Consider the following 18,462-nt stretch of genomic DNA (forward strand, 5'->3'; position numbering starts at 1 on the left):
ATTAGCGGTCCACATCTGACATAACAAAATCGATACTGCCCAGATAAACAATCAGGTCAGACACCAGGCTGCCGCGGATCGCCGCCGGAATTTGCTGCAAATGCGCATAACTCGGCGTACGGATACGGGTGCGATAACTCATGGTGCTACCGTCGCTGGTCAGGTAGTAACTATTGATCCCTTTAGTCGCCTCAATCATCTGGAAGGATTCATTGGCAGGCATCACCGGACCCCACGACACTTGCAGGAAGTGGGTGATCAGGGTTTCGATATGTTGCAGCGTGCGCTCTTTCGGCGGCGGCGTGGTCAGCGGGTGATCCGCTTTGAACGGGCCTTCCGGCATGTTGTTGAGGCACTGCTCAAGAATGCGCAGACTCTGGCGCAGCTCTTCCACTTTAAGCATTACGCGGGTGTAGCAGTCAGAAACACCACCACCCACCGGGATTTCAAAGTCGAAGTTTTCATAGCCAGAATAAGGACGCGCCTTACGCACGTCGAAGTCGATCCCGGTGGCACGCAGGCCAGCACCGGTGGTGCCCCACTCCAGCGCCTCTTTCGCGCCATAGGCGGCAACGCCCTGGGAACGACCTTTCAGAATGGTGTTTTGCAGCGCCGCTTTCTCGTAAGACGCCAGACGTTTCGGCATCCAGTCGAGGAACTCACGCAGCAGACGATCCCAGCCACGCGGCAGGTCGTGCGCTACGCCGCCAATACGGAACCACGCCGGGTGCATACGGAAACCAGTGATTGCTTCCACCAGATCGTAAATTTTCTGCCGATCGGTAAAGGCAAAGAACACTGGCGTCATTGCGCCGACGTCCTGAATAAAGGTGGAGATATAGAGCAGGTGACTGTTGATGCGGAACAGTTCGGAGAGCATTACGCGAATGACGTTAACGCGATCCGGCACGGTGATCCCGGCCAGTTTCTCTACCGCCAGCACGTAAGGCATTTCGTTAACGCAGCCGCCGAGATATTCGATACGGTCGGTATACGGAATGTAGCTGTGCCAGGACTGGCGTTCGCCCATTTTCTCAGCGCCACGGTGGTGGTAGCCGATGTCGGGTACGCAGTCGACAATCTCTTCGCCATCGAGTTGCAAAACGATACGGAAAGCCCCGTGCGCCGACGGGTGGTTCGGACCGAGGTTGAGGAACATGAAGTCCTCGTTTTCGGTGCCGCGCTTCATCCCCCACTCTTCCGGTTTGAAGGTCAGGGCTTCCATCTCCAGATCCTGTTTGGCTTTGGTCAGCTCAAACGGCGAGAATTCGGTAGCGCGCGCCGGGTAATCTTTACGCAGCGGGTGACCTTTCCAGGTTTGCGGCATCATGATGCGGCGCAGGTTCGGGTGACCGTCGAAAGTAATGCCAAACAGATCCCAGGTTTCACGCTCATACCAGTTAGCGTTCGGGAACAGTTTGGTAAAGGTCGGTACGTGCAGGTCGTTTTCTGCCAGCGCCACCTTCAGCATGATGTCGCGGTTACGATCGATAGAAATCAGATGGTAGAAAACGGAAAAATCCGCGGCAGGTAACCCTTCGCGGTGTGTGCGCAGACGTTCGTCCATGCCGTGTAAGTCAAACAGCATGACGTAAGGTTTCGGCAGTTTCTTTAAGAAATCGCCAACTTCCAGTAATTGTTCACGCTTGATCCACACAACGGGAACCCCGGTGCGAGTCGCCTGAACAGTAAAGGCATCCGGCCCAAAACGGTTGCGCAGTTCGCCAATCACCGGATCATCAAGATGATCGCGGGTCTGCCAGGCGGGTTCTTGCGCGGTTAAGTCGGTCATATTGTTCACCATTGCAAATGGTCCGTGGTGACTGTCGGCGCAGTAAGCTTCGCGAAATAGATTTAGGAATAAGCGAAGAAAAATCCCTTTGCCGACAGGCGCAAATTAAATCTCGTCAGGTGTACGCAGGTTGGTTACGGCAATGCGTTCACCGCGCTTACGTTCGCGCTCTGATTGCATATTGGCGCGATAAACGCCTTGATCGCCAACCACCCAGGAGAGCGGACGACGTTCTTTACCGATAGATTCCTGCAACAGCATCAGTGCCTGCATGTACGCTTCAGGACGCGGCGGGCAGCCCGGGATATACACATCAACCGGGATGAATTTATCGACGCCCTGCACAACGGAATAAATATCGTACATACCGCCGGAGTTGGCACAGGCACCCATTGAGATAACCCATTTTGGTTCCAGCATCTGGTCATAAAGACGCTGAATAACCGGTGCCATTTTTGTAAAGCAGGTTCCTGCCACCACCATCAGGTCAGCCTGACGCGGCGAAGCACGCAATACTTCTGCGCCAAAACGCGCCACGTCATGCACCGCGGTAAACGAAGTCACCATCTCAACGTAACAGCAGGAAAGACCGAAGTTATACGGCCAAATTGAGTTTTTACGACCCCAGTTAACCATGTCATTGAGCTTGCCCATAAACACGTTTTTGTTAACTTCTTGCTCCAGAGGGTCGGTTACGATCTCCTGCTTTTGCAGGGGGTAACGGTCGTTCTCACCGTTGGGATCTATGCGGGTGAGCGTATAATCCATCTTAATGCCTCGCGGTTAGCGTTGACGATTAGCGATACTGTTCGTTTCCGGGTTCATACGCTCGCGGCGTGAACGCGCGGGCGTCCAGTCCAGCGCGCCAATACGCACCAGATAAACCAGACCTGCCAGTAACACAAAAATAAAAATTGCAGCTTCCACAAAGCCTACCCAGCCGCTTTCGCGAATAGAGGTTGACCATGCGAACAGATACAGCGCTTCAACGTCGAAGATAACGAAGAACATGGCCACCAGATAAAACTTGGCGGACAGGCGTAAGCGGGCGGAGCCGACCGAGTCGATACCGGATTCAAACGGCACGTTTTTCGACCTCGCGCGTGCGCGACCGCCTAAAAACCAACCGCCTACCAGCATCAGGCAACACAGGCCAATGGCAACGATAAGAAAGATAGCGAATGCCCAGTGATGAGCGATGACTTCAGTGGATGTTGACATACTCATTGCTTACTCATCAAAAGTAGCGCCAGATTCACTGCTCTTCACGGCAGATGGACGCCACATCGATTCATGGGGAGGAATAAAAAAAACCTTACAACTACTGTAATAACAATTTTATACAGTGAATTGATGTGGTCTTTTACCCCTTTCTATAACCTTTTGTCAACTTTAACAAAGGTTTCTTCACATTAATTTACATAATACCAACAACCATTGCATTTAATGCTCTTCATCCCAGATCATTGACGACTCCAGGAAAATTAGATGTTGTTGAATCGTGTCCGTTGTGAAGCAACGGAAAAAATACGGGCCTATTTTGACAGGAATTTGTGTCGATTCCTCCCCCTAAAAGAGAGTATTTTCTTGATCTGTGACACGCTTTTGTTAATCCATAACAAAAACACAGCAACAAGTTCACGTATTTTTTAACATTATTGTAGCAGGAGATTTTTATCAGGCGTTTTTTTGTTCGCGCGTATAGAGAATGGAGGGCGATTGAAAAATGAACACATTTGTTCAAAATCAGGAAAAGTCGTCATCATTTATTGTAAAAAAAAGCCACTGACGTTCAAAAAAACATCAGTGGCTTGTTTTTACAAATGTGGTTACCTGGTACCAGGCAATTATTCGTAATCGCCTTCAATTAACAGAGAATCATCCCCTTCATGGGCTCCTGTCGCGCTGAACTGCCATGGATTCTGATAACTCTCCATAGCCTGATATATCACCTGGGCCAGTTCATTACCGCTGGACGGATCATAGCAGAGCAAATATTCGGTATCTGGCAGTGGTGGTAAACCGTCCACAGCACTCAAGACGCGCAGGTCCGGACTCATCATTTCAACCGGCCTGGCCGTTACACCCAATCCCGCTTTCACGGCAGCACGGACCGCCGGCAACGTGGAGGCGACATAAGCCAGACGCCATGGAATATCTGCTTTATTGAGTGTTGCCAGAACCATATCGCGGAACGGACTAGGATCATCCAGCAACACCAGAGGGATCGGCTCGCCTTTTTGCAATACGTATTCCGCAGCGCAATACCAGTGCGTTGGAGAAGTTCTCAGGTTCAACGCCTTAAAGGTATCAGGACGATTTGTGGTAACCATTAAATCCACTTCCTGGGACTTCAGCATATCTGCCATGTAAGCATTACGCTTAACGCGGACATCCAGCGCAAGTTTCGGATAAACCGAACTCACGCGATTAAGCAGGAAAGGTAAGATCGTATCAGCAGATTCATCTGAAGCGCCGATTGTTAACACGCCCTGAAGATTACTGAACATCAATGATGAGCAAGCTTCATCATTAAAACGCAGGATCTTCCTGGCATAGCCAAGAAGCTGAATGCCATGTTCAGTTAACAGTTTGTTACGACCATGCCGAGCGAACAGTTCTTTCCCAACGAGTTGTTCAAGACGTTGCATTTGCTGACTAACAGCGGACTGAGTACGACACACGGCGGCAGCTGCGGCAGCAAAAGTGTTCAGATCGGCAACAGCAACAAATGTTCTCAGCAGATCGAGGTCGAGGTTAATTATCGGACGATTTGCACTTATCATATATTATCACTTACTGGCGGCTCATACTGAGCTGGTTAATGCTGTGCACACACAAACAAGCAATTCCATTTGTAATGTGCCTCCCTGGCAGTTTCATCCGGAAGTCTGGATGAAAGTTAAAATGCATATGAGTTGCACTAATAAGAACGACTCACATTGTTCCGTTATAATGCCTGAAGTAGTTCACAGAATATATCTTCAGGAATCGCATATCTATTAAGTTACTCACTCTTTTCTATTTATGACATGCGAGTGTTTGTGTAAATGTAAATGTTGATCCTTGTTCCACTACTAGCAAAGCGGCGCCAACCCAGCGTGAACACGCATAAGCGGCGATGATTTGTCTGCATCAAAAGTGGGGGTTCCGTCATTTAAGCGAGCATTTTACCCTAAAACCCATTTATTTATAAGGGCCATTGCGAATTATCTGATGCAAAGTTATGTTATGTTAGGCAAAGTAATCTTCTATTATTAATAAGCACAACAAAACCTTTTTGAATATTAAATAATAATTAATTAGCACACCCTGCATTCATTAATTACGCTTAACAATAGTTTCGCACGTCATCACCTATACGACACTTCGGCAATCACTACTCTGTTAATGTTTCACTTATAATGAAAATATCATGAATATGTTATGTTCGTGATTTCTTAAATCAAAGGAAATTCGCACATTTATCTACCAGACAAAAAACTATGCATTAGATTAATACTTAGAATAAATCACTACAAAACACAAATCATTAAGCATATGCATCTCAATATTTAACGATTATTAAGTTATTAACAGCACATTCCCTTCTTTTACTCTCGCAAAATCTTGTTCTGCAGAACTTCAAAACACCGCCTCGGGGGAGTACATTGTTCTAAGCTGACTTCCACGGCAGGGAGTGGCGATAACAGCAAAAAAGGTCAAGATTCATGTCACCCATTGAAAAATCCAGCAAGTTAGAGAATGTCTGTTATGACATCCGTGGTCCGGTGCTGAAAGAAGCAAAACGCCTGGAAGAAGAAGGTAACAAGGTATTGAAACTGAACATCGGCAACCCAGCCCCGTTCGGTTTTGACGCTCCTGATGAGATCCTGGTTGACGTGATACGCAACCTCCCGACCGCTCAGGGCTATTGTGATTCAAAAGGCCTCTACTCTGCGCGTAAAGCCATCATGCAGCACTATCAGGCGCGAGGCATGCGTGATGTTACCGTGGAAGATATTTACATCGGCAATGGTGTATCGGAGCTTATCGTTCAGGCAATGCAGGCCTTGCTGAACAGCGGGGATGAAATGTTGGTTCCTGCACCTGATTACCCACTATGGACCGCGGCGGTTTCGCTCTCCAGCGGTAAAGCGGTGCACTACCTTTGTGACGAGTCCTCTGACTGGTTTCCGGACCTTGATGATATTCGCGCTAAAATTACGCCTCGTACGCGCGGTATCGTTATTATCAACCCGAACAACCCTACCGGCGCGGTTTATTCCAAAGAGCTTTTAATGGAAATTGTGGAGATTGCGCGTCAGCATAATCTCATTATCTTCGCCGATGAAATTTACGACAAAATTCTCTACGACGACGCCGAGCATCACTCGATCGCGGCGATGGCGCCTGACCTGCTGACCATTACCTTTAACGGTCTGTCGAAAACGTATCGCGTGGCAGGCTTCCGTCAGGGCTGGATGGTGCTGAACGGGCCGAAAAAACACGCCAAAGGCTACATCGAAGGTCTGGAGATGCTGGCCTCAATGCGACTTTGCGCCAACGTTCCCGCACAACACGCGATTCAGACCGCATTGGGTGGCTATCAGAGTATCAGTGAATTTATCTTACCAGGCGGGCGTCTTTACGAGCAGCGTAATCGCGCATGGGAATTGATTAACGACATTCCAGGCGTTTCCTGCGTGAAGCCACGCGGCGCGCTGTACATGTTCCCAAAAATCGACGCCAAACGTTTTAATATTCACGACGACCAGAAAATGGTGCTGGACTTCCTGTTACAGGAAAAAGTTCTGCTGGTTCAGGGAACGGCTTTTAACTGGCCGTGGCCGGATCACTTCCGCATAGTTACGCTGCCGCGCGTTGATGATATCGAACTGTCATTAAGTAAATTCGCTCGTTTCCTTTCTGGCTATCATCAGCTGTAATCTTAAATTCACTGCCGGAGATTGCATCCGGCAGTGTTATCCCCCCACAATGATCTCATGAAGTCATCACACGCAAGGTCGTTATGAAGCAGAGCCATTTTTTTGCCCATCTCTCCCGTCTGAAACTCATTAACCGCTGGCCGTTAATGCGCAATGTACGGACAGAAAATGTGTCTGAGCACAGTTTGCAGGTGGCGATGGTCGCCCATGCGCTGGCTGCCATTAAAAACCGTAAGTTTGGCGGAAATGTCAACGCTGAACGCATCGCTCTGCTGGCGATGTACCACGATGCCTCTGAAGTGCTCACCGGCGATCTCCCTACCCCAGTGAAATATTTCAACTCGCAAATCGCTCAGGAATACAAAGCCATTGAAAAAATCGCCCAACAAAAGCTGGTCGATATGGTTCCGGAGGAGTTGCGGGATATTTTCGCGCCATTAATCGATGAAAATGCGTATAGCGATGAAGAAAAGTCGCTGGTGAAACAGGCTGATGCACTTTGTGCCTATCTGAAATGTCTGGAAGAGCTCGCAGCCGGAAATAATGAATTTTTGCTGGCAAAAACGCGGCTGGAAGCGACGCTTGAAGCGCGCCGCAGCCAGGAGATGGACTACTTCATTGAAGTCTTTGTTCCCAGCTTCCATCTTTCACTCGATGAGATTAGCCAGGATTCGCCACTGTAAGCAGACAGATACCAGCCGACGCAGCCTGATAAGACGCGCCAGCGTCGCATCGGGCTCTCGTTAAAACGGAAACAGCATCGGAATCATCACCACGCAAACCGCCATCACAATAACGGTGAACGGTACTCCCAGCTTCACAAAATCACTAAAGCTGTAATTTCCCGGCCCTAAAACCAACGTGTTAACCGGTGAGGAGACTGGCGTCATAAAGGCGGCGGATGCTGCCATCGCCACCACCATGGCAAATGGATACGGCGAGACGCCCATTGTTTTCGCCGCGGCCAGCGCAATCGGCGCCATCAACACAGCCGTTGCCGTATTCGAAATAAACAAACCAATCACCGCCGACAAGACAAACAAACAGCCAAGCATCATATGTGGTCCGTAACCGCCGCCGATGTCCATTAACCCTTTCACCGCCAGCGCGACACCGCCTGTTTTCTGTAGCGCTACCGCGAACGGCATCATCCCAACGATCAAAATAATGCTCGGCCAGTGAATGGATTTATAGGCGCTTTCAGCATCTATACAGCGGAATTTCCCCATCAGCAGGCAGGCAATGATAGCCGCGATGGGATTAGGGATTTCATCAGTCAGCATTAACGCCACCATCAACACCAGACAGAAAATGGCATGGGGTGCCTGACTGTGCGCAGGCGATGCTTCACTCACTTCTTCCGGTAAGTTCAGCGCCACGAAGTCGCGGCCCTGTTTTGCCAACATACCGATAAGCTTCCAGTTACCGACGACCAGAATGATATCGCCCAGCAGCAGGGGCTCATCCGCCAGCGAACCTTCTAGCGCCACGCCGTTGCGTTTCAGGCCCACCACATTCAGCCCGTAGCGCGTACGAAAGCCAATTTCGCGCACCGATTTACCAATCAACTCAGACTCAGGAATTAATGAAATCTCCGCCATGCCAACATCAAGGGCTTGATCGGAAAAATACTCGCCGCGCAGCACCATCGGTTCCAGCAATTGTTCACTACAAAATTGTCGGAGATCGACATCAGCCGCAGACATATCAATAAGCAAAACGTCACGCGCTCGGAATTCAGAAACCCCGTTCACGTTCACAATAACGCGACGAAAACGCCGCCAGCGTTCAACACCGATGACGTTAGCGCCATAACGTTCACGTAATTTGAGATCGTCCAGTCGCTGGCCAATCATCGGCGAACCGGGACGAATGGCCAGGCGACGCGCGCGCCCGGTAAGTCGGTATTCACGGATAAGATCGCGGAAGGTACGACGCGTCCAGCCTTCGCGCGGCGGGGTCTGGGCATCCCCTTTCAGCATGAAACGCATCACTAACATATACAAGATGCCCAGCACCAGTACGACCAGGCCGATGGGGGTTACGCTAAAGAAACTAAAACCATGATAGCCTTCACGCAGCAATTCACTGTTAATCACCAGGTTAGGTGGCGTTGCCACCAGCGTCATCATGCCGCTGATCAGCCCGGCAAAACTCAACGGCATCATCAGGCGCGACGGCGACGTTTGCATGCGCATAGCGACGCTTAACACCACAGGGATAAAGATAGCGACGACGCCCGTAGAACTCATAAACGCGCCAAGGCCCGCAACGGTCAGCATCAACAAAACCAACATTTTGATTTCACTGTTGCCTGCCACTTTAACCAGCCATGTCCCCATTACAGTGGCGACACCCGTGCGGACTAAACCATCGCCAATAATAAACAAGGCGGCGATCAGTACCACGTTAGGATCGGAAAAACCGGAAAACACTTCAGGGACGGTCAGCGTACCGCTTAATGCAAACGCAACAATGACAAACAAAGCGACCGCATCCATACGCACTCTGCCAGTCGCAAACAAGACGATAGCAACCGCCAGTAATGAAAGAACCCAGATCAATTCACCGTTCACAACGTATCCTTGTTAATTGAGGGGGATGGCCTGATTCTGCCACAAAAAAGCCCCGTCGGGACGGGGCTAAATCATGATCTGGCGTTTCACGCAATAATAACGTCACCATTTGGCTGTTTGATCACAGTAATTTGTTCCAGACTATGGAGGACCAAATCTACCTCATTCAGACGCGGCGTCTCAGCCGGTGCATTGACTGCGATAACCTTGCAACCCGCCGCCAGGCCAGAAAGCACACCAGCGGGCGCATCCTCTACCACCACGCATTCCTGCGGCGCAAGGCCCAACAGTTGTGCACCTAACAGATATGCATCAGGCTCTGGTTTTCCACGTTTAACCCGCTCTGCGGTAACAAACACTTCCGGCGCGGGAAGTCCGGCGACTTTGTGACGTGCTCGCGCAACAGGCATGGAACCAGAAGTGACAATGGCCCACGGAATCCCCGCTTTATTCAAATGATTGAGTAAAGCTATCGCCCCTGGGAGTGCGGTAATACCTTCGGTTTCCGTGGCCTCGATTTGTTCCAGACGGGTAAACTCGGCGGCAATTTCCGTCTCCGATTTGCCCATCATGAAATGGCGCAGAGACGTAATCGCCTGTTTACCATGAATAAACGCCAGCACATCTTCCGGTGCTAGCCCATGACGTCTGGCCCAGTTGCTCCACGCCCGCTCTACCGCGGGCAGAGAATCCACCAGCGTTCCATCCAGATCAAACAGAAAACCTTTACACCGCACGCGGGCCTCCTCAGGCGTTGATGATTTGGTTAATTTCGTTAGCGCTCAGGTGATACTGACGCGGGCAGGCATGCCAGACATTCAACATGCGCAGATATTTCTCCCACATCGGCGTCTGGGCATTAAAGCCGTGAGTTCCGGCATCAAAATGGGTGTAACGCCCTTCAACGTTAACCATAAAGCGGACATAACCGAGATAACGTGCTTCGGTAGCAGCGTCAAAGCCGAGGAAGGTGACACGACGTTCATCGATGGATTGCTGGTCCTGTAAATTAGACCAGGAAACATGCAGCGCGTGATACATCTCCATAATGTCGATGATAGTGCGGCAGGTTTCTTCTTTCAGCTCGCCAAACTCGCGATCCAGTTCACGCATTTGTAAACCATAACCACGCTCAATGATTGTTTGCAGGCGACGGTAACGTTCAGCATTTGCCGGATCGAGCATAGTCATCATTTTGTACTGGTTAGACAAAATAAGACGTTGCGCGTTGGTCATTTCCATTGTTGACTCCTGTATCACTCTACTACGGTGAAAAAAAAGAAGGCCGATGTCTGCCTTCTTTTATATGCGTAATCAGGGGTCAATTACAAATCATCAAGGAAAGTTTTATCCAGTTGTTTGAAGGCGCGCTTAAGCGTGTCAGCTAATGCCTGGTAATCTGGCTTGCCTTCAACAGGTGCCAGCACCTGTCCAGACTCCTGCAATTTACCGCGAACTTCATAAAACCAGTTGAGGATTGCAGGTGGTAATGGCGTTACAGAACGCTTGCCCAGCCACCACAGTCCCTGCATGGGTAAGCTTAGGGCGAACAACGCAGTGGCGACTGCCGGACCAAGCTGACTGCCCAGCGCAATCTGCCAGCAGAGAGTAAACACGGCGATCGGCGGCATAAAGCGGATCGCATAGCGCGTCATCTTAATGACACGATTCTCAACAAAGACCGGGGCAAGGCGTTTTTCCAGCGGCCACGTCTTTGAGTAATGCTGTCCCCGGCGAAACAAGCTAAAAAAATTAACAGAACGATTATCCGGCGTTGACATGCTTCACCTCAACTTCACATATAAAGATTCAAAAATTTGTGCAAATTCACAACTCAGCGGGACAACGTTCAAAACATTTTGTCTTCCATACCCACAATCAGGTATCCTTTAGCAGCCTGAAATGGCCGAGTAGTACATATTCATTGAGTCGTCAAATTCATAAACATTATGCCATTGGCTGAAAATTACGCAAAATGGCATAGACTCAAGATATTTCTTCCATCATGCAAAAAAAATTTGCAGTGCATGATGTTAATCATAAATGTCGGTGTCATCATGCGCTACGCTCTATGGCTCCCTGACGTTTTTTTAGCCACGTATCAATTATAGGTACTTCCATGTCGAGTAAGTTAGTACTGGTTCTGAACTGCGGTAGTTCTTCACTGAAATTTGCAATCATCGATGCAGCGAATGGTGAAGAGTACCTTTCTGGTTTAGCCGAATGTTTCCACCTGCCCGAAGCACGTATCAAATGGAAAATGGACGGCAATAAACAAGAAGCGGCTTTAGGTGCAGGCGCCGCTCACAGCGAAGCGCTCAACTTTATCGTTAATACTATTCTGGCACAAAAACCAGAACTGTCTGCGCAGCTGACCGCTATCGGTCACCGTATCGTACACGGCGGTGAGAAGTATACCAGCTCCGTAGTGATCGACGAGTCTGTTATTCAGGGTATCAAAGATGCAGCTTCTTTTGCACCGCTGCACAACCCGGCTCACCTGATCGGTATCGAAGAAGCACTGAAATCTTTCCCGCAGTTGAAAGATAAAAACGTTGCTGTATTTGACACGGCGTTCCACCAGACTATGCCGGAAGAGTCTTACCTCTACGCCCTGCCGTACAACCTGTACAAAGAGCACGGCATCCGTCGTTATGGCGCGCACGGCACCAGCCACTTCTATGTAACTCAGGAAGCGGCAAAAATGCTGAACAAACCGGTAGAAGAACTGAACATCATCACCTGTCACCTGGGCAACGGTGGTTCCGTTTCTGCTATCCGTAACGGCAAATGCGTTGATACCTCTATGGGTCTGACTCCGCTGGAAGGCCTGGTAATGGGTACTCGTTCTGGTGACATCGATCCGGCGATCATTTTCCACCTGCACGACACCCTCGGCATGAGCGTTGATGCCATCAACAAACTGCTGACCAAAGAGTCTGGCCTGCTGGGTCTGACCGAAGTGACCAGCGACTGCCGCTATGTTGAAGATAACTACGCGACGAAAGAAGACGCGAAGCGCGCAATGGACGTTTACTGCCACCGCCTGGCGAAATACATCGGTGCATACACCGCGCTGATGGATGGTCGTCTGGACGCTGTTGTATTCACCGGTGGTATCGGTGAAAACGCAGCGATGGTTCGTGAACTGTCTCTGGGCAAACTGGGCGTGCTGGGCTTTGAAGTTGATCGCGAACGCAACCTGGCTGCACGTTTCGGCAAATCTGGTTTCATCAACAAAGAAGGTACCCGTCCTGCGGTGGTTATCCCAACCAACGAAGAACTGGTTATCGCGCAAGACGCGAGCCGCCTGACTGCCTGATTTCACACCGCCAGCCCAGCTGGCGGTGCTGTTTTGTAACCCGCCAACCGGCGGTAACGAAAGAGGATAAACCGTGTCCCGTATTATTATGCTGATCCCTACCGGAACCAGCGTCGGTCTGACCAGCGTCAGCCTCGGCGTGATCCGTGCAATGGAACGCAAAGGCGTTCGTCTGAGCGTTTTCAAACCTATTGCTCAGCCGCGTACCGGTGGCGATGCGCCCGATCAGACAACGACTATCGTGCGTGCGAGCTCTTCCACCACGACAGCCGCCGAACCGCTGAAAATGAGCTACGTTGAAGGTCTGCTTTCCAGCAATAAAAAAGATGTGCTGATGGAAGAGATCGTCGCGAACTACCACGCTAACACCAAAGACGCTGAAGTGGTTCTGGTTGAAGGTCTGGTACCGACACGTAAACACCAGTTTGCCCAGTCTCTGAACTACGAAATCGCCAAAACGCTGAACGCGGAAATCGTCTTCGTTATGTCTCAGGGTACTGACACCCCGGAACAGCTGAAAGAGCGTATCGAACTGACTCGTAACAGCTTCGGTGGTGCCAAAAACACCAACATCACTGGCGTTATCGTTAACAAACTGAACGCACCGGTTGATGAACAGGGCCGTACTCGCCCGGATCTGTCCGAGATTTTCGACGACTCTTCCAAAGCTAAAATCAACAATGTTGATCCAGCGAAGCTGCAAGAATCCAGCCCGCTGCCGGTTCTCGGCGCTGTGCCGTGGAGCTTTGATCTGATCGCGACTCGTGCTATCGATATGGCACGCCACCTGAATGCCACCATCATCAACGAAGGCGACATCAACACTCGCCGCGTGAAATCTGTAACTTTCTGTGCACGCAGCATTCCGCACATGCTGGAGCACTTCCGTGCAGGTTCTCTGCTGGTAACTTCCGCAGACCGTCCTGACGTACTGGTTGCCGCTTGCCTTGCTGCAATGAACGGCGTAGAAATCGGCGCCCTGCTGCTGACTGGCGGCTATGAAATGGACGCGCGCATTTCTAAACTGTGCGAACGCGCTTTCGCTACCGGCCTGCCGGTATTCATGGTGAACACCAATACTTGGCAGACTTCTCTGAGCCTGCAGAGCTTCAACCTGGAAGTTCCGGTTGACGATCACGAGCGCATTGAGAAAGTTCAGGAATACGTTGCTAACTACATCAACGCTGACTGGATTGACACTCTGACTGCCACTTCCGAGCGCAGCCGTCGTCTGTCTCCGCCTGCGTTCCGTTATCAGCTGACCGAACTGGCGCGCAAAGCGGGCAAACGTATCGTTCTGCCGGAAGGCGACGAACCGCGTACCGTTAAAGCAGCCGCCATCTGTGCTGAACGTGGTATCGCAACTTGCGTACTGTTGGGTAACCCGGCAGAGATCAACCGAGTTGCAGCGTCTCAAGGCGTAGAACTGGGCGCAGGCATTGAAATCGTTGATCCGGAAGTGGTTCGCGAAAAATATGTTGCTCGTCTGGTCGAACTGCGTAAGAACAAAGGCATGACCGAAACCGTTGCCCGCGAACAGCTGGAAGACAACGTGGTTCTCGGTACCCTGATGCTGGAACAGGATGAAGTTGATGGTCTGGTTTCCGGTGCTGTTCACACTACCGCAAACACCATCCGTCCGCCGCTGCAGCTGATCAAAACTGCACCGGGTAGCTCTCTGGTATCTTCCGTGTTCTTCATGCTGCTGCCGGAACAGGTTTACGTTTACGGTGACTGTGCGATCAACCCGGATCCGACCGCAGAACAGCTGGCTGAAATCGCCATCCAGTCCGCGGATTCCGCCGCAGCCTTCGGTATCGAACCGCGTGTGGCTATGCTCTCCTACTCCACCGGTACTTCTGGTGCAGGTAGCGACGTAGAGAAAGTTCGCGAAGCAACTCGTCTGGCGCAGGAAAAACGTCCTGACCTGATGATCGACGGCCCGCTGCAGTACGACGCTGCGGTAATGGCTGACGTTGCGAAATCTAAAGCGCCGAACTCTCCGGTTGCAGGTCGCGCTACCGTGTTCATCTTCCCGGATCTGAACACCGGTAACACCACCTACAAAGCGGTACAGCGTTCTGCCGACCTGATCTCCATCGGGCCGATGCTGCAGGGTATGCGCAAGCCGGTTAACGACCTGTCCCGTGGCGCACTGGTTGACGATATCGTCTACACCATCGCGCTGACTGCGATTCAGTCTGCACAGCAGCAGTAATCTCGTCATAATCCGCAGCCTTACTGCTGCGGATATCAGAACCGGAAATAGCCACTATTTCCGGTTTTTTATTCTCTTAATTTGCATTACTCCTTTCTGATTATCTTGCTTAACTGCGCTGCATCAATGAATTGCGTCATCTCACTTTGCATACTTACCACTTTGTCTTGTGCAAGGGAAAATTTGCGCTATGTCAGCAATCACTGAATCCAAACCAACCAGAAGATGGGCAATGCCCGATACTCTGGTGATTATCTTTTTTGTTGCTATTTTAACCAGTCTCGCCACCTGGGTTGTTCCGGTGGGAATGTTTGACAGTCAGGAAGTGCAATATCAGGTTGATGGTCAGACAAAAACACGCAAGGTTGTAGACCCTCACTCATTTCGCATTCTGACCAACGAGGCGGGCGAACCAGAGTATCACCGCGTACAACTGTTCTCGACGGGCGATGAACGTCCCGGCCTGATGAACTTCCCGTTTGAAGGGCTAACCTCTGGTTCGAAATATGGGACCGCCGTTGGCATCATCATGTTTATGCTGGTGATTGGCGGCGCGTTTGGCATCGTGATGCGTACAGGAACTATTGATAACGGCATCCTGGCGCTTATCCGCCACACACGAGGGAATGAAATTCTTTTCATTCCGGCGTTATTTATTCTCTTTTCACTCGGCGGTGCGGTATTTGGCATGGGGGAAGAGGCAGTCGCCTTTGCCATCATCATCGCGCCACTCATGGTACGGCTAGGTTATGACAGTATCACCACCGTCCTGGTAACCTATATCGCTACGCAAATCGGTTTTGCCAGCTCGTGGATGAACCCGTTCTGCGTGGTCGTCGCCCAGGGGATCGCTGGTGTTCCGGTGCTTTCTGGCTCCGGTTTGCGCATCGTGGTATGGGTAATCTCTACTCTGATTGGCCTGGTCTTCACCATGGTGTACGCCTCACGGGTGAAAAAGAATCCTCTGTTGTCACGCGTTCATGAGTCCGATCGTTTCTTCCGCGAAAAACAGGCGGATGTCGAACAGCGCCCATTTACCTTTGGTGACTGGCTGGTATTAATTGTTTTAACCGCCGTCATGATCTGGGTGATTTGGGGCGTTATCGTCAATGCCTGGTTTATTCCTGAAATTGCCAGCCAGTTCTTCGCTATGGGTCTGGTAATTGGCATCATCGGCGTTGTCTTCCGTCTGAATGGTATGACGGTAAACACCATGGCTTCATCATTTACCGAAGGCGCGCGAATGATGATAGCCCCCGCCCTGCTGGTTGGTTTCGCCAAAGGGATTTTGCTGCTGGTAGGTAACGGCGAAGCCGGTGATGCCAGCGTACTGAATACCATCCTCAACAGCATTGCCAATGCCATTAGCGGCCTTGATAACGCGGTCGCGGCGTGGTTTATGCTGCTCTTCCAGGCGGTATTTAATTTCTTCGTGACATCCGGTTCTGGCCAGGCCGCGTTAACCATGCCGTTACTGGCACCGCTTGGCGATCTGGTCGGCGTTAACCGTCAGGTTACCGTGCTGGCCTTCCAGTTTGGCGATGGCTTCAGTCATATCATTTACCCGACCTCGGCTTCATTAATGGCCACGCTCGGTGTTTGCCGGGTGGACTTCCGTAACTGGATAAAAGTGGGGGCAACACTGCTTGGGCTGCTGTTTATTATGTCCAGCGTGGTGGTGATAGGCGCCCAGTTGATGGGCTACCATTAAAAACGTTAAGAGCCGCAACTGCGGCTCTTTTTTCATTCTGCCGTTTCAGCCTCTACGGCTTCATTGTTGGCATTGCGCTTCATCCACAACGCCAAAGCTTTTAGCGAGTCTGGTGTGAACTCATCGCAACGCGCGGTGATTTCTTCTGGCGTCAGCCAGCAGACCTCGCTGACTTCATCTTCCTGAAGGGCGAAAGGGCCGTGAGAAACACAGCTGAACAACGCGCCCCAGACTCGGCAATTTTTATCTTCGAAATAGAACTGCCCGTGCTCGGCAAAGGGGACACCGGCAATGCCCAACTCTTCTTCCGCTTCGCGACGTGCGGATTCCAGCAGTTGTTCATCAGCCTGGACCACACCACCAGCAGTAGCATCTAACATGCCGGGTAAAAAGTCTTTTGTCTCGGTACGACGCTGGACCAGAATTTTGCCCATACCATCATGCACGACGATGTAAGTTGCACGATGACGCAGACACTGTGCCCGCATTTGTTCCCGGCTGGCTTGTGCAATGACTTCGTTATCTTCATTGACAATATCCACCCATTCAGTACTTGCCAAACGACGCTGTTCCATTATCAGGAAACCTTCTTTTTCTGGCGCTCTTACGGCGCATTTTGAGTTGTTGGGTAAATTACGGATTAATCGCGACCTGCGCAATGATACTTTGATCATTGAGTGCGATTACGCTTAGTACGTCATCTTCGAGCATGCCGTAGCTCGCCAGATTGCCGCCTTTCGGAATGCTAACCGAACCGGGGTTGAAGTGGAAAATCTCCCCCCGCTGCTCCGCCACCGGCAGATGGGTATGACCATACACCAGCACGTCGTTCTGGTTTAACGCCGGCAGATTATCCGGGCCAAACAGATGCCCATGTGTCAGAAACAGGCGCTGTTTTTCCAGCAACACCTGTTGCCATGGCGCGGTCATTGGGAAATGCAGCAGCATTTGGTCCACTTCACTGTCGCAGTTGCCACGTACAGCGATGACTTTATGCGCCACTTCATTCAAGCGTTCCGCCACCTTTGCCGGCGCATAGCCCTCCGGTAAAGCATTGCGTGGGCCGTGATTCAGCACGTCGCCAAGAATCACCAGCCACTGCGCGCCGCTTTGGGCAAACAACTCCAGTACACGTTCCGTCGCCGGTAACGACCCATGAATGTCCGATGCAAACATCAGTTTCATCACTCACTCCTCGTCGAAAAAACGTAAGCTATGATACTGGATTCTGTCGCTGCTATCAGCCAGATTGCTTTGCTGAAAGTGCAATAAAACGCTGAACTGAAGCACGCTGCCACTGGAATGCCGCATAATCCACCATACGCTCCGGCACCTCATCGCCGTGCAGCACCAGACGATTAATCATTAGCGCTAAATCAGTGTCGGCAATGCACCACTCGCCAAACAAATTAGGCTGGTTATGCGTCAGTAAATGTTCTGCCATTGCGAACAATTTCTGCGCGCTGGCTTTTCCCTCCGCCGTTAGCGGTGCTTTTTTTGCGCCAGCAAAAACGACATCCGTCGAACGCTCTTCACGCAGAGGCATCAGGTCGCTCCGCAGCCATGCCTGAATCTGCCGTGCACGCGCCCGGTTTTGCAGATCCAATGGATAAATGCGTTCCCAGGTCGGCGGCGCAAAACGGTCTTCCAGATATTCCGCTATGGCAGAGGATTCACTCAACTCAAAATCATCAATCTGTAACAAAGGCACGCGGCGTGTCTGCCCGTAACCTTGCCACGTCGGCTGTAAATGTTCACCGCTGTCAAGGTCGATAGTCTTTATATGAAAAGGTAGTCCTTTCTCCTGCAACGCCACCCAGGCAGATAACACGTAGGGGGAGAAAAAATGGGCATCTGACCAAAGCGTGATAGCGGGTTTACTCATTATATCCTCGGCGATAAAGGGACTTGCTCT

Annotated in this window: 16 protein-coding genes; 5 read left to right on the top strand and 11 right to left on the bottom strand. The window is 50.9% G+C overall.

Features of this window, described 5'->3' with window-relative positions; all coding sequences use genetic code 11:
• Position 1 precedes the first annotated feature (1 nt).
• From nuoC to lrhA, 4 genes are all read right to left on the bottom strand, one after another.
• Entirely contained in the window at positions 2–1,804 is a 1,803-nt protein-coding gene (nuoC, locus tag FEK46_RS10930; RefSeq protein ID WP_000247878.1) for an NADH-quinone oxidoreductase subunit C/D, read from the bottom strand.
• 93 nt (positions 1,805–1,897) lie between these two features.
• Positions 1,898–2,560, bottom strand: coding sequence for an NADH-quinone oxidoreductase subunit NuoB (gene nuoB, locus FEK46_RS10935; RefSeq protein WP_000386733.1), 663 nt, complete (start codon positions 2,558–2,560; stop codon positions 1,898–1,900).
• Positions 2,561–2,575: 15 nt separating this feature from the next.
• Positions 2,576–3,019, bottom strand: coding sequence for an NADH-quinone oxidoreductase subunit NuoA (nuoA, locus tag FEK46_RS10940; protein WP_000062997.1), 444 nt, complete (start codon positions 3,017–3,019; stop codon positions 2,576–2,578).
• A 620-nt stretch (positions 3,020–3,639) separates the two neighbouring features.
• Positions 3,640–4,578 (bottom strand): transcriptional regulator LrhA, encoded by a 939-nt coding sequence (gene lrhA, locus FEK46_RS10945; RefSeq protein ID WP_130207219.1) that lies wholly within the window; start codon positions 4,576–4,578, stop codon positions 3,640–3,642.
• A 924-nt stretch (positions 4,579–5,502) separates the two neighbouring features.
• Here lrhA and alaA point away from each other — a divergent pair.
• Both alaA and yfbR read left to right on the top strand, forming a co-directional pair.
• Complete coding sequence (gene alaA / locus FEK46_RS10950; RefSeq protein ID WP_064526608.1) at positions 5,503–6,720, top strand: alanine transaminase AlaA; 1,218 nt, start codon at positions 5,503–5,505, stop codon at positions 6,718–6,720.
• Positions 6,721–6,803: 83 nt separating this feature from the next.
• Positions 6,804–7,403, top strand: coding sequence for a 5'-deoxynucleotidase (yfbR, locus tag FEK46_RS10955; RefSeq protein WP_130221942.1), 600 nt, complete (start codon positions 6,804–6,806; stop codon positions 7,401–7,403).
• 60 nt (positions 7,404–7,463) lie between these two features.
• On the opposite strand, the gene FEK46_RS10960 is transcribed toward yfbR, so the two are convergent.
• The 4 genes from FEK46_RS10960 to yfbV all read right to left on the bottom strand — a co-directional run bounded on the left by FEK46_RS10960 (position 7,464) and on the right by yfbV (position 11,077).
• The gene (locus tag FEK46_RS10960; RefSeq protein WP_130207223.1) at positions 7,464–9,296 is read right to left on the bottom strand and encodes an SLC13 family permease; all 1,833 of its coding nucleotides are present in this window, start codon (positions 9,294–9,296) and stop codon (positions 7,464–7,466) included.
• Positions 9,297–9,382: 86 nt separating this feature from the next.
• Positions 9,383–10,033, bottom strand: a complete 651-nt coding sequence (hxpA, locus tag FEK46_RS10965) for a hexitol phosphatase HxpA (protein WP_130260563.1) — start codon at positions 10,031–10,033, stop codon at positions 9,383–9,385.
• 10 nt (positions 10,034–10,043) lie between these two features.
• On the bottom strand, positions 10,044–10,538 hold the full coding sequence (locus FEK46_RS10970; protein ID WP_064526599.1) for a YfbU family protein: 495 nt from the start codon (positions 10,536–10,538) through the stop codon (positions 10,044–10,046).
• 83 nt (positions 10,539–10,621) lie between these two features.
• Positions 10,622–11,077 carry a terminus macrodomain insulation protein YfbV gene (gene yfbV, locus FEK46_RS10975; RefSeq protein WP_096959465.1) on the bottom strand — a complete coding sequence of 152 codons (456 nt, stop codon included), beginning with the start codon at positions 11,075–11,077 and terminating at the stop codon, positions 10,622–10,624.
• Between the two features lie 338 nt (positions 11,078–11,415).
• Here yfbV and ackA point away from each other — a divergent pair, with 338 nt between their 5' ends.
• The 3 genes from ackA (at position 11,416) to yfcC (ending at position 16,547) form a co-directional block, all read left to right on the top strand.
• Entirely contained in the window at positions 11,416–12,618 is a 1,203-nt protein-coding gene (ackA, locus tag FEK46_RS10980) for an acetate kinase (RefSeq protein WP_130207228.1), read from the top strand.
• Between the two features lie 73 nt (positions 12,619–12,691).
• A complete protein-coding gene (gene pta, locus FEK46_RS10985) occupies positions 12,692–14,836 on the top strand; it encodes a phosphate acetyltransferase (RefSeq protein ID WP_131162044.1) in 2,145 nt (714 codons plus the stop codon).
• A 190-nt stretch (positions 14,837–15,026) separates the two neighbouring features.
• Positions 15,027–16,547: a putative basic amino acid antiporter YfcC gene (gene yfcC, locus FEK46_RS10990; protein ID WP_130207232.1), complete on the top strand. Its 1,521-nt coding sequence runs from the start codon at positions 15,027–15,029 to the stop codon at positions 16,545–16,547.
• Positions 16,548–16,579: 32 nt separating this feature from the next.
• Here yfcC and yfcD read toward each other — a convergent pair whose 3' ends face one another.
• The 3 genes from yfcD to yfcF are packed head-to-tail and all read right to left on the bottom strand — an operon-like array spanning position 16,580 to position 18,432.
• Positions 16,580–17,122, bottom strand: coding sequence for an NUDIX hydrolase YfcD (gene yfcD, locus FEK46_RS10995; protein WP_130260565.1), 543 nt, complete (start codon positions 17,120–17,122; stop codon positions 16,580–16,582).
• 58 nt (positions 17,123–17,180) lie between these two features.
• Positions 17,181–17,732 carry a phosphodiesterase gene (gene yfcE / locus FEK46_RS11000; RefSeq protein WP_064526570.1) on the bottom strand — a complete coding sequence of 184 codons (552 nt, stop codon included), beginning with the start codon at positions 17,730–17,732 and terminating at the stop codon, positions 17,181–17,183.
• A 55-nt stretch (positions 17,733–17,787) separates the two neighbouring features.
• Positions 17,788–18,432: a glutathione transferase gene (gene yfcF / locus FEK46_RS11005; RefSeq protein ID WP_130207236.1), complete on the bottom strand. Its 645-nt coding sequence runs from the start codon at positions 18,430–18,432 to the stop codon at positions 17,788–17,790.
• Positions 18,433–18,462 lie beyond the last annotated feature (30 nt).

The organism is Escherichia sp. E4736 (assembly GCF_005781225.1).
Classification (GTDB): Bacteria; Pseudomonadota; Gammaproteobacteria; order Enterobacterales; family Enterobacteriaceae; genus Escherichia.

Bases quoted from the DNA above. Each gene is read 5' to 3' on its own strand.
- yfcD (WP_130260565.1), bottom strand. From the start codon at position 17,122: ATGGAACAGCGTCGTTTGGCAAGTACTGAATGGGTGGATATTGTCAAT.
- ackA (WP_130207228.1), top strand. From the start codon at position 11,416: ATGTCGAGTAAGTTAGTACTGGTTCTGAACTGCGGTAGTTCTTCACTG.
- nuoB (WP_000386733.1), bottom strand. From the start codon at position 2,560: ATGGATTATACGCTCACCCGCATAGATCCCAACGGTGAGAACGACCGT.
- yfbR (WP_130221942.1), top strand. From the start codon at position 6,804: ATGAAGCAGAGCCATTTTTTTGCCCATCTCTCCCGTCTGAAACTCATT.
- yfcC (WP_130207232.1), top strand. From the start codon at position 15,027: ATGTCAGCAATCACTGAATCCAAACCAACCAGAAGATGGGCAATGCCC.
- yfcF (WP_130207236.1), bottom strand. From the start codon at position 18,432: ATGAGTAAACCCGCTATCACGCTTTGGTCAGATGCCCATTTTTTCTCC.
- alaA (WP_064526608.1), top strand. From the start codon at position 5,503: ATGTCACCCATTGAAAAATCCAGCAAGTTAGAGAATGTCTGTTATGAC.
- FEK46_RS10970 (WP_064526599.1), bottom strand. From the start codon at position 10,538: ATGGAAATGACCAACGCGCAACGTCTTATTTTGTCTAACCAGTACAAA.
- nuoC (WP_000247878.1), bottom strand. From the start codon at position 1,804: ATGGTGAACAATATGACCGACTTAACCGCGCAAGAACCCGCCTGGCAG.
- nuoA (WP_000062997.1), bottom strand. From the start codon at position 3,019: ATGAGTATGTCAACATCCACTGAAGTCATCGCTCATCACTGGGCATTC.
- yfbV (WP_096959465.1), bottom strand. From the start codon at position 11,077: ATGTCAACGCCGGATAATCGTTCTGTTAATTTTTTTAGCTTGTTTCGC.
- yfcE (WP_064526570.1), bottom strand. From the start codon at position 17,732: ATGAAACTGATGTTTGCATCGGACATTCATGGGTCGTTACCGGCGACG.
- lrhA (WP_130207219.1), bottom strand. From the start codon at position 4,578: ATGATAAGTGCAAATCGTCCGATAATTAACCTCGACCTCGATCTGCTG.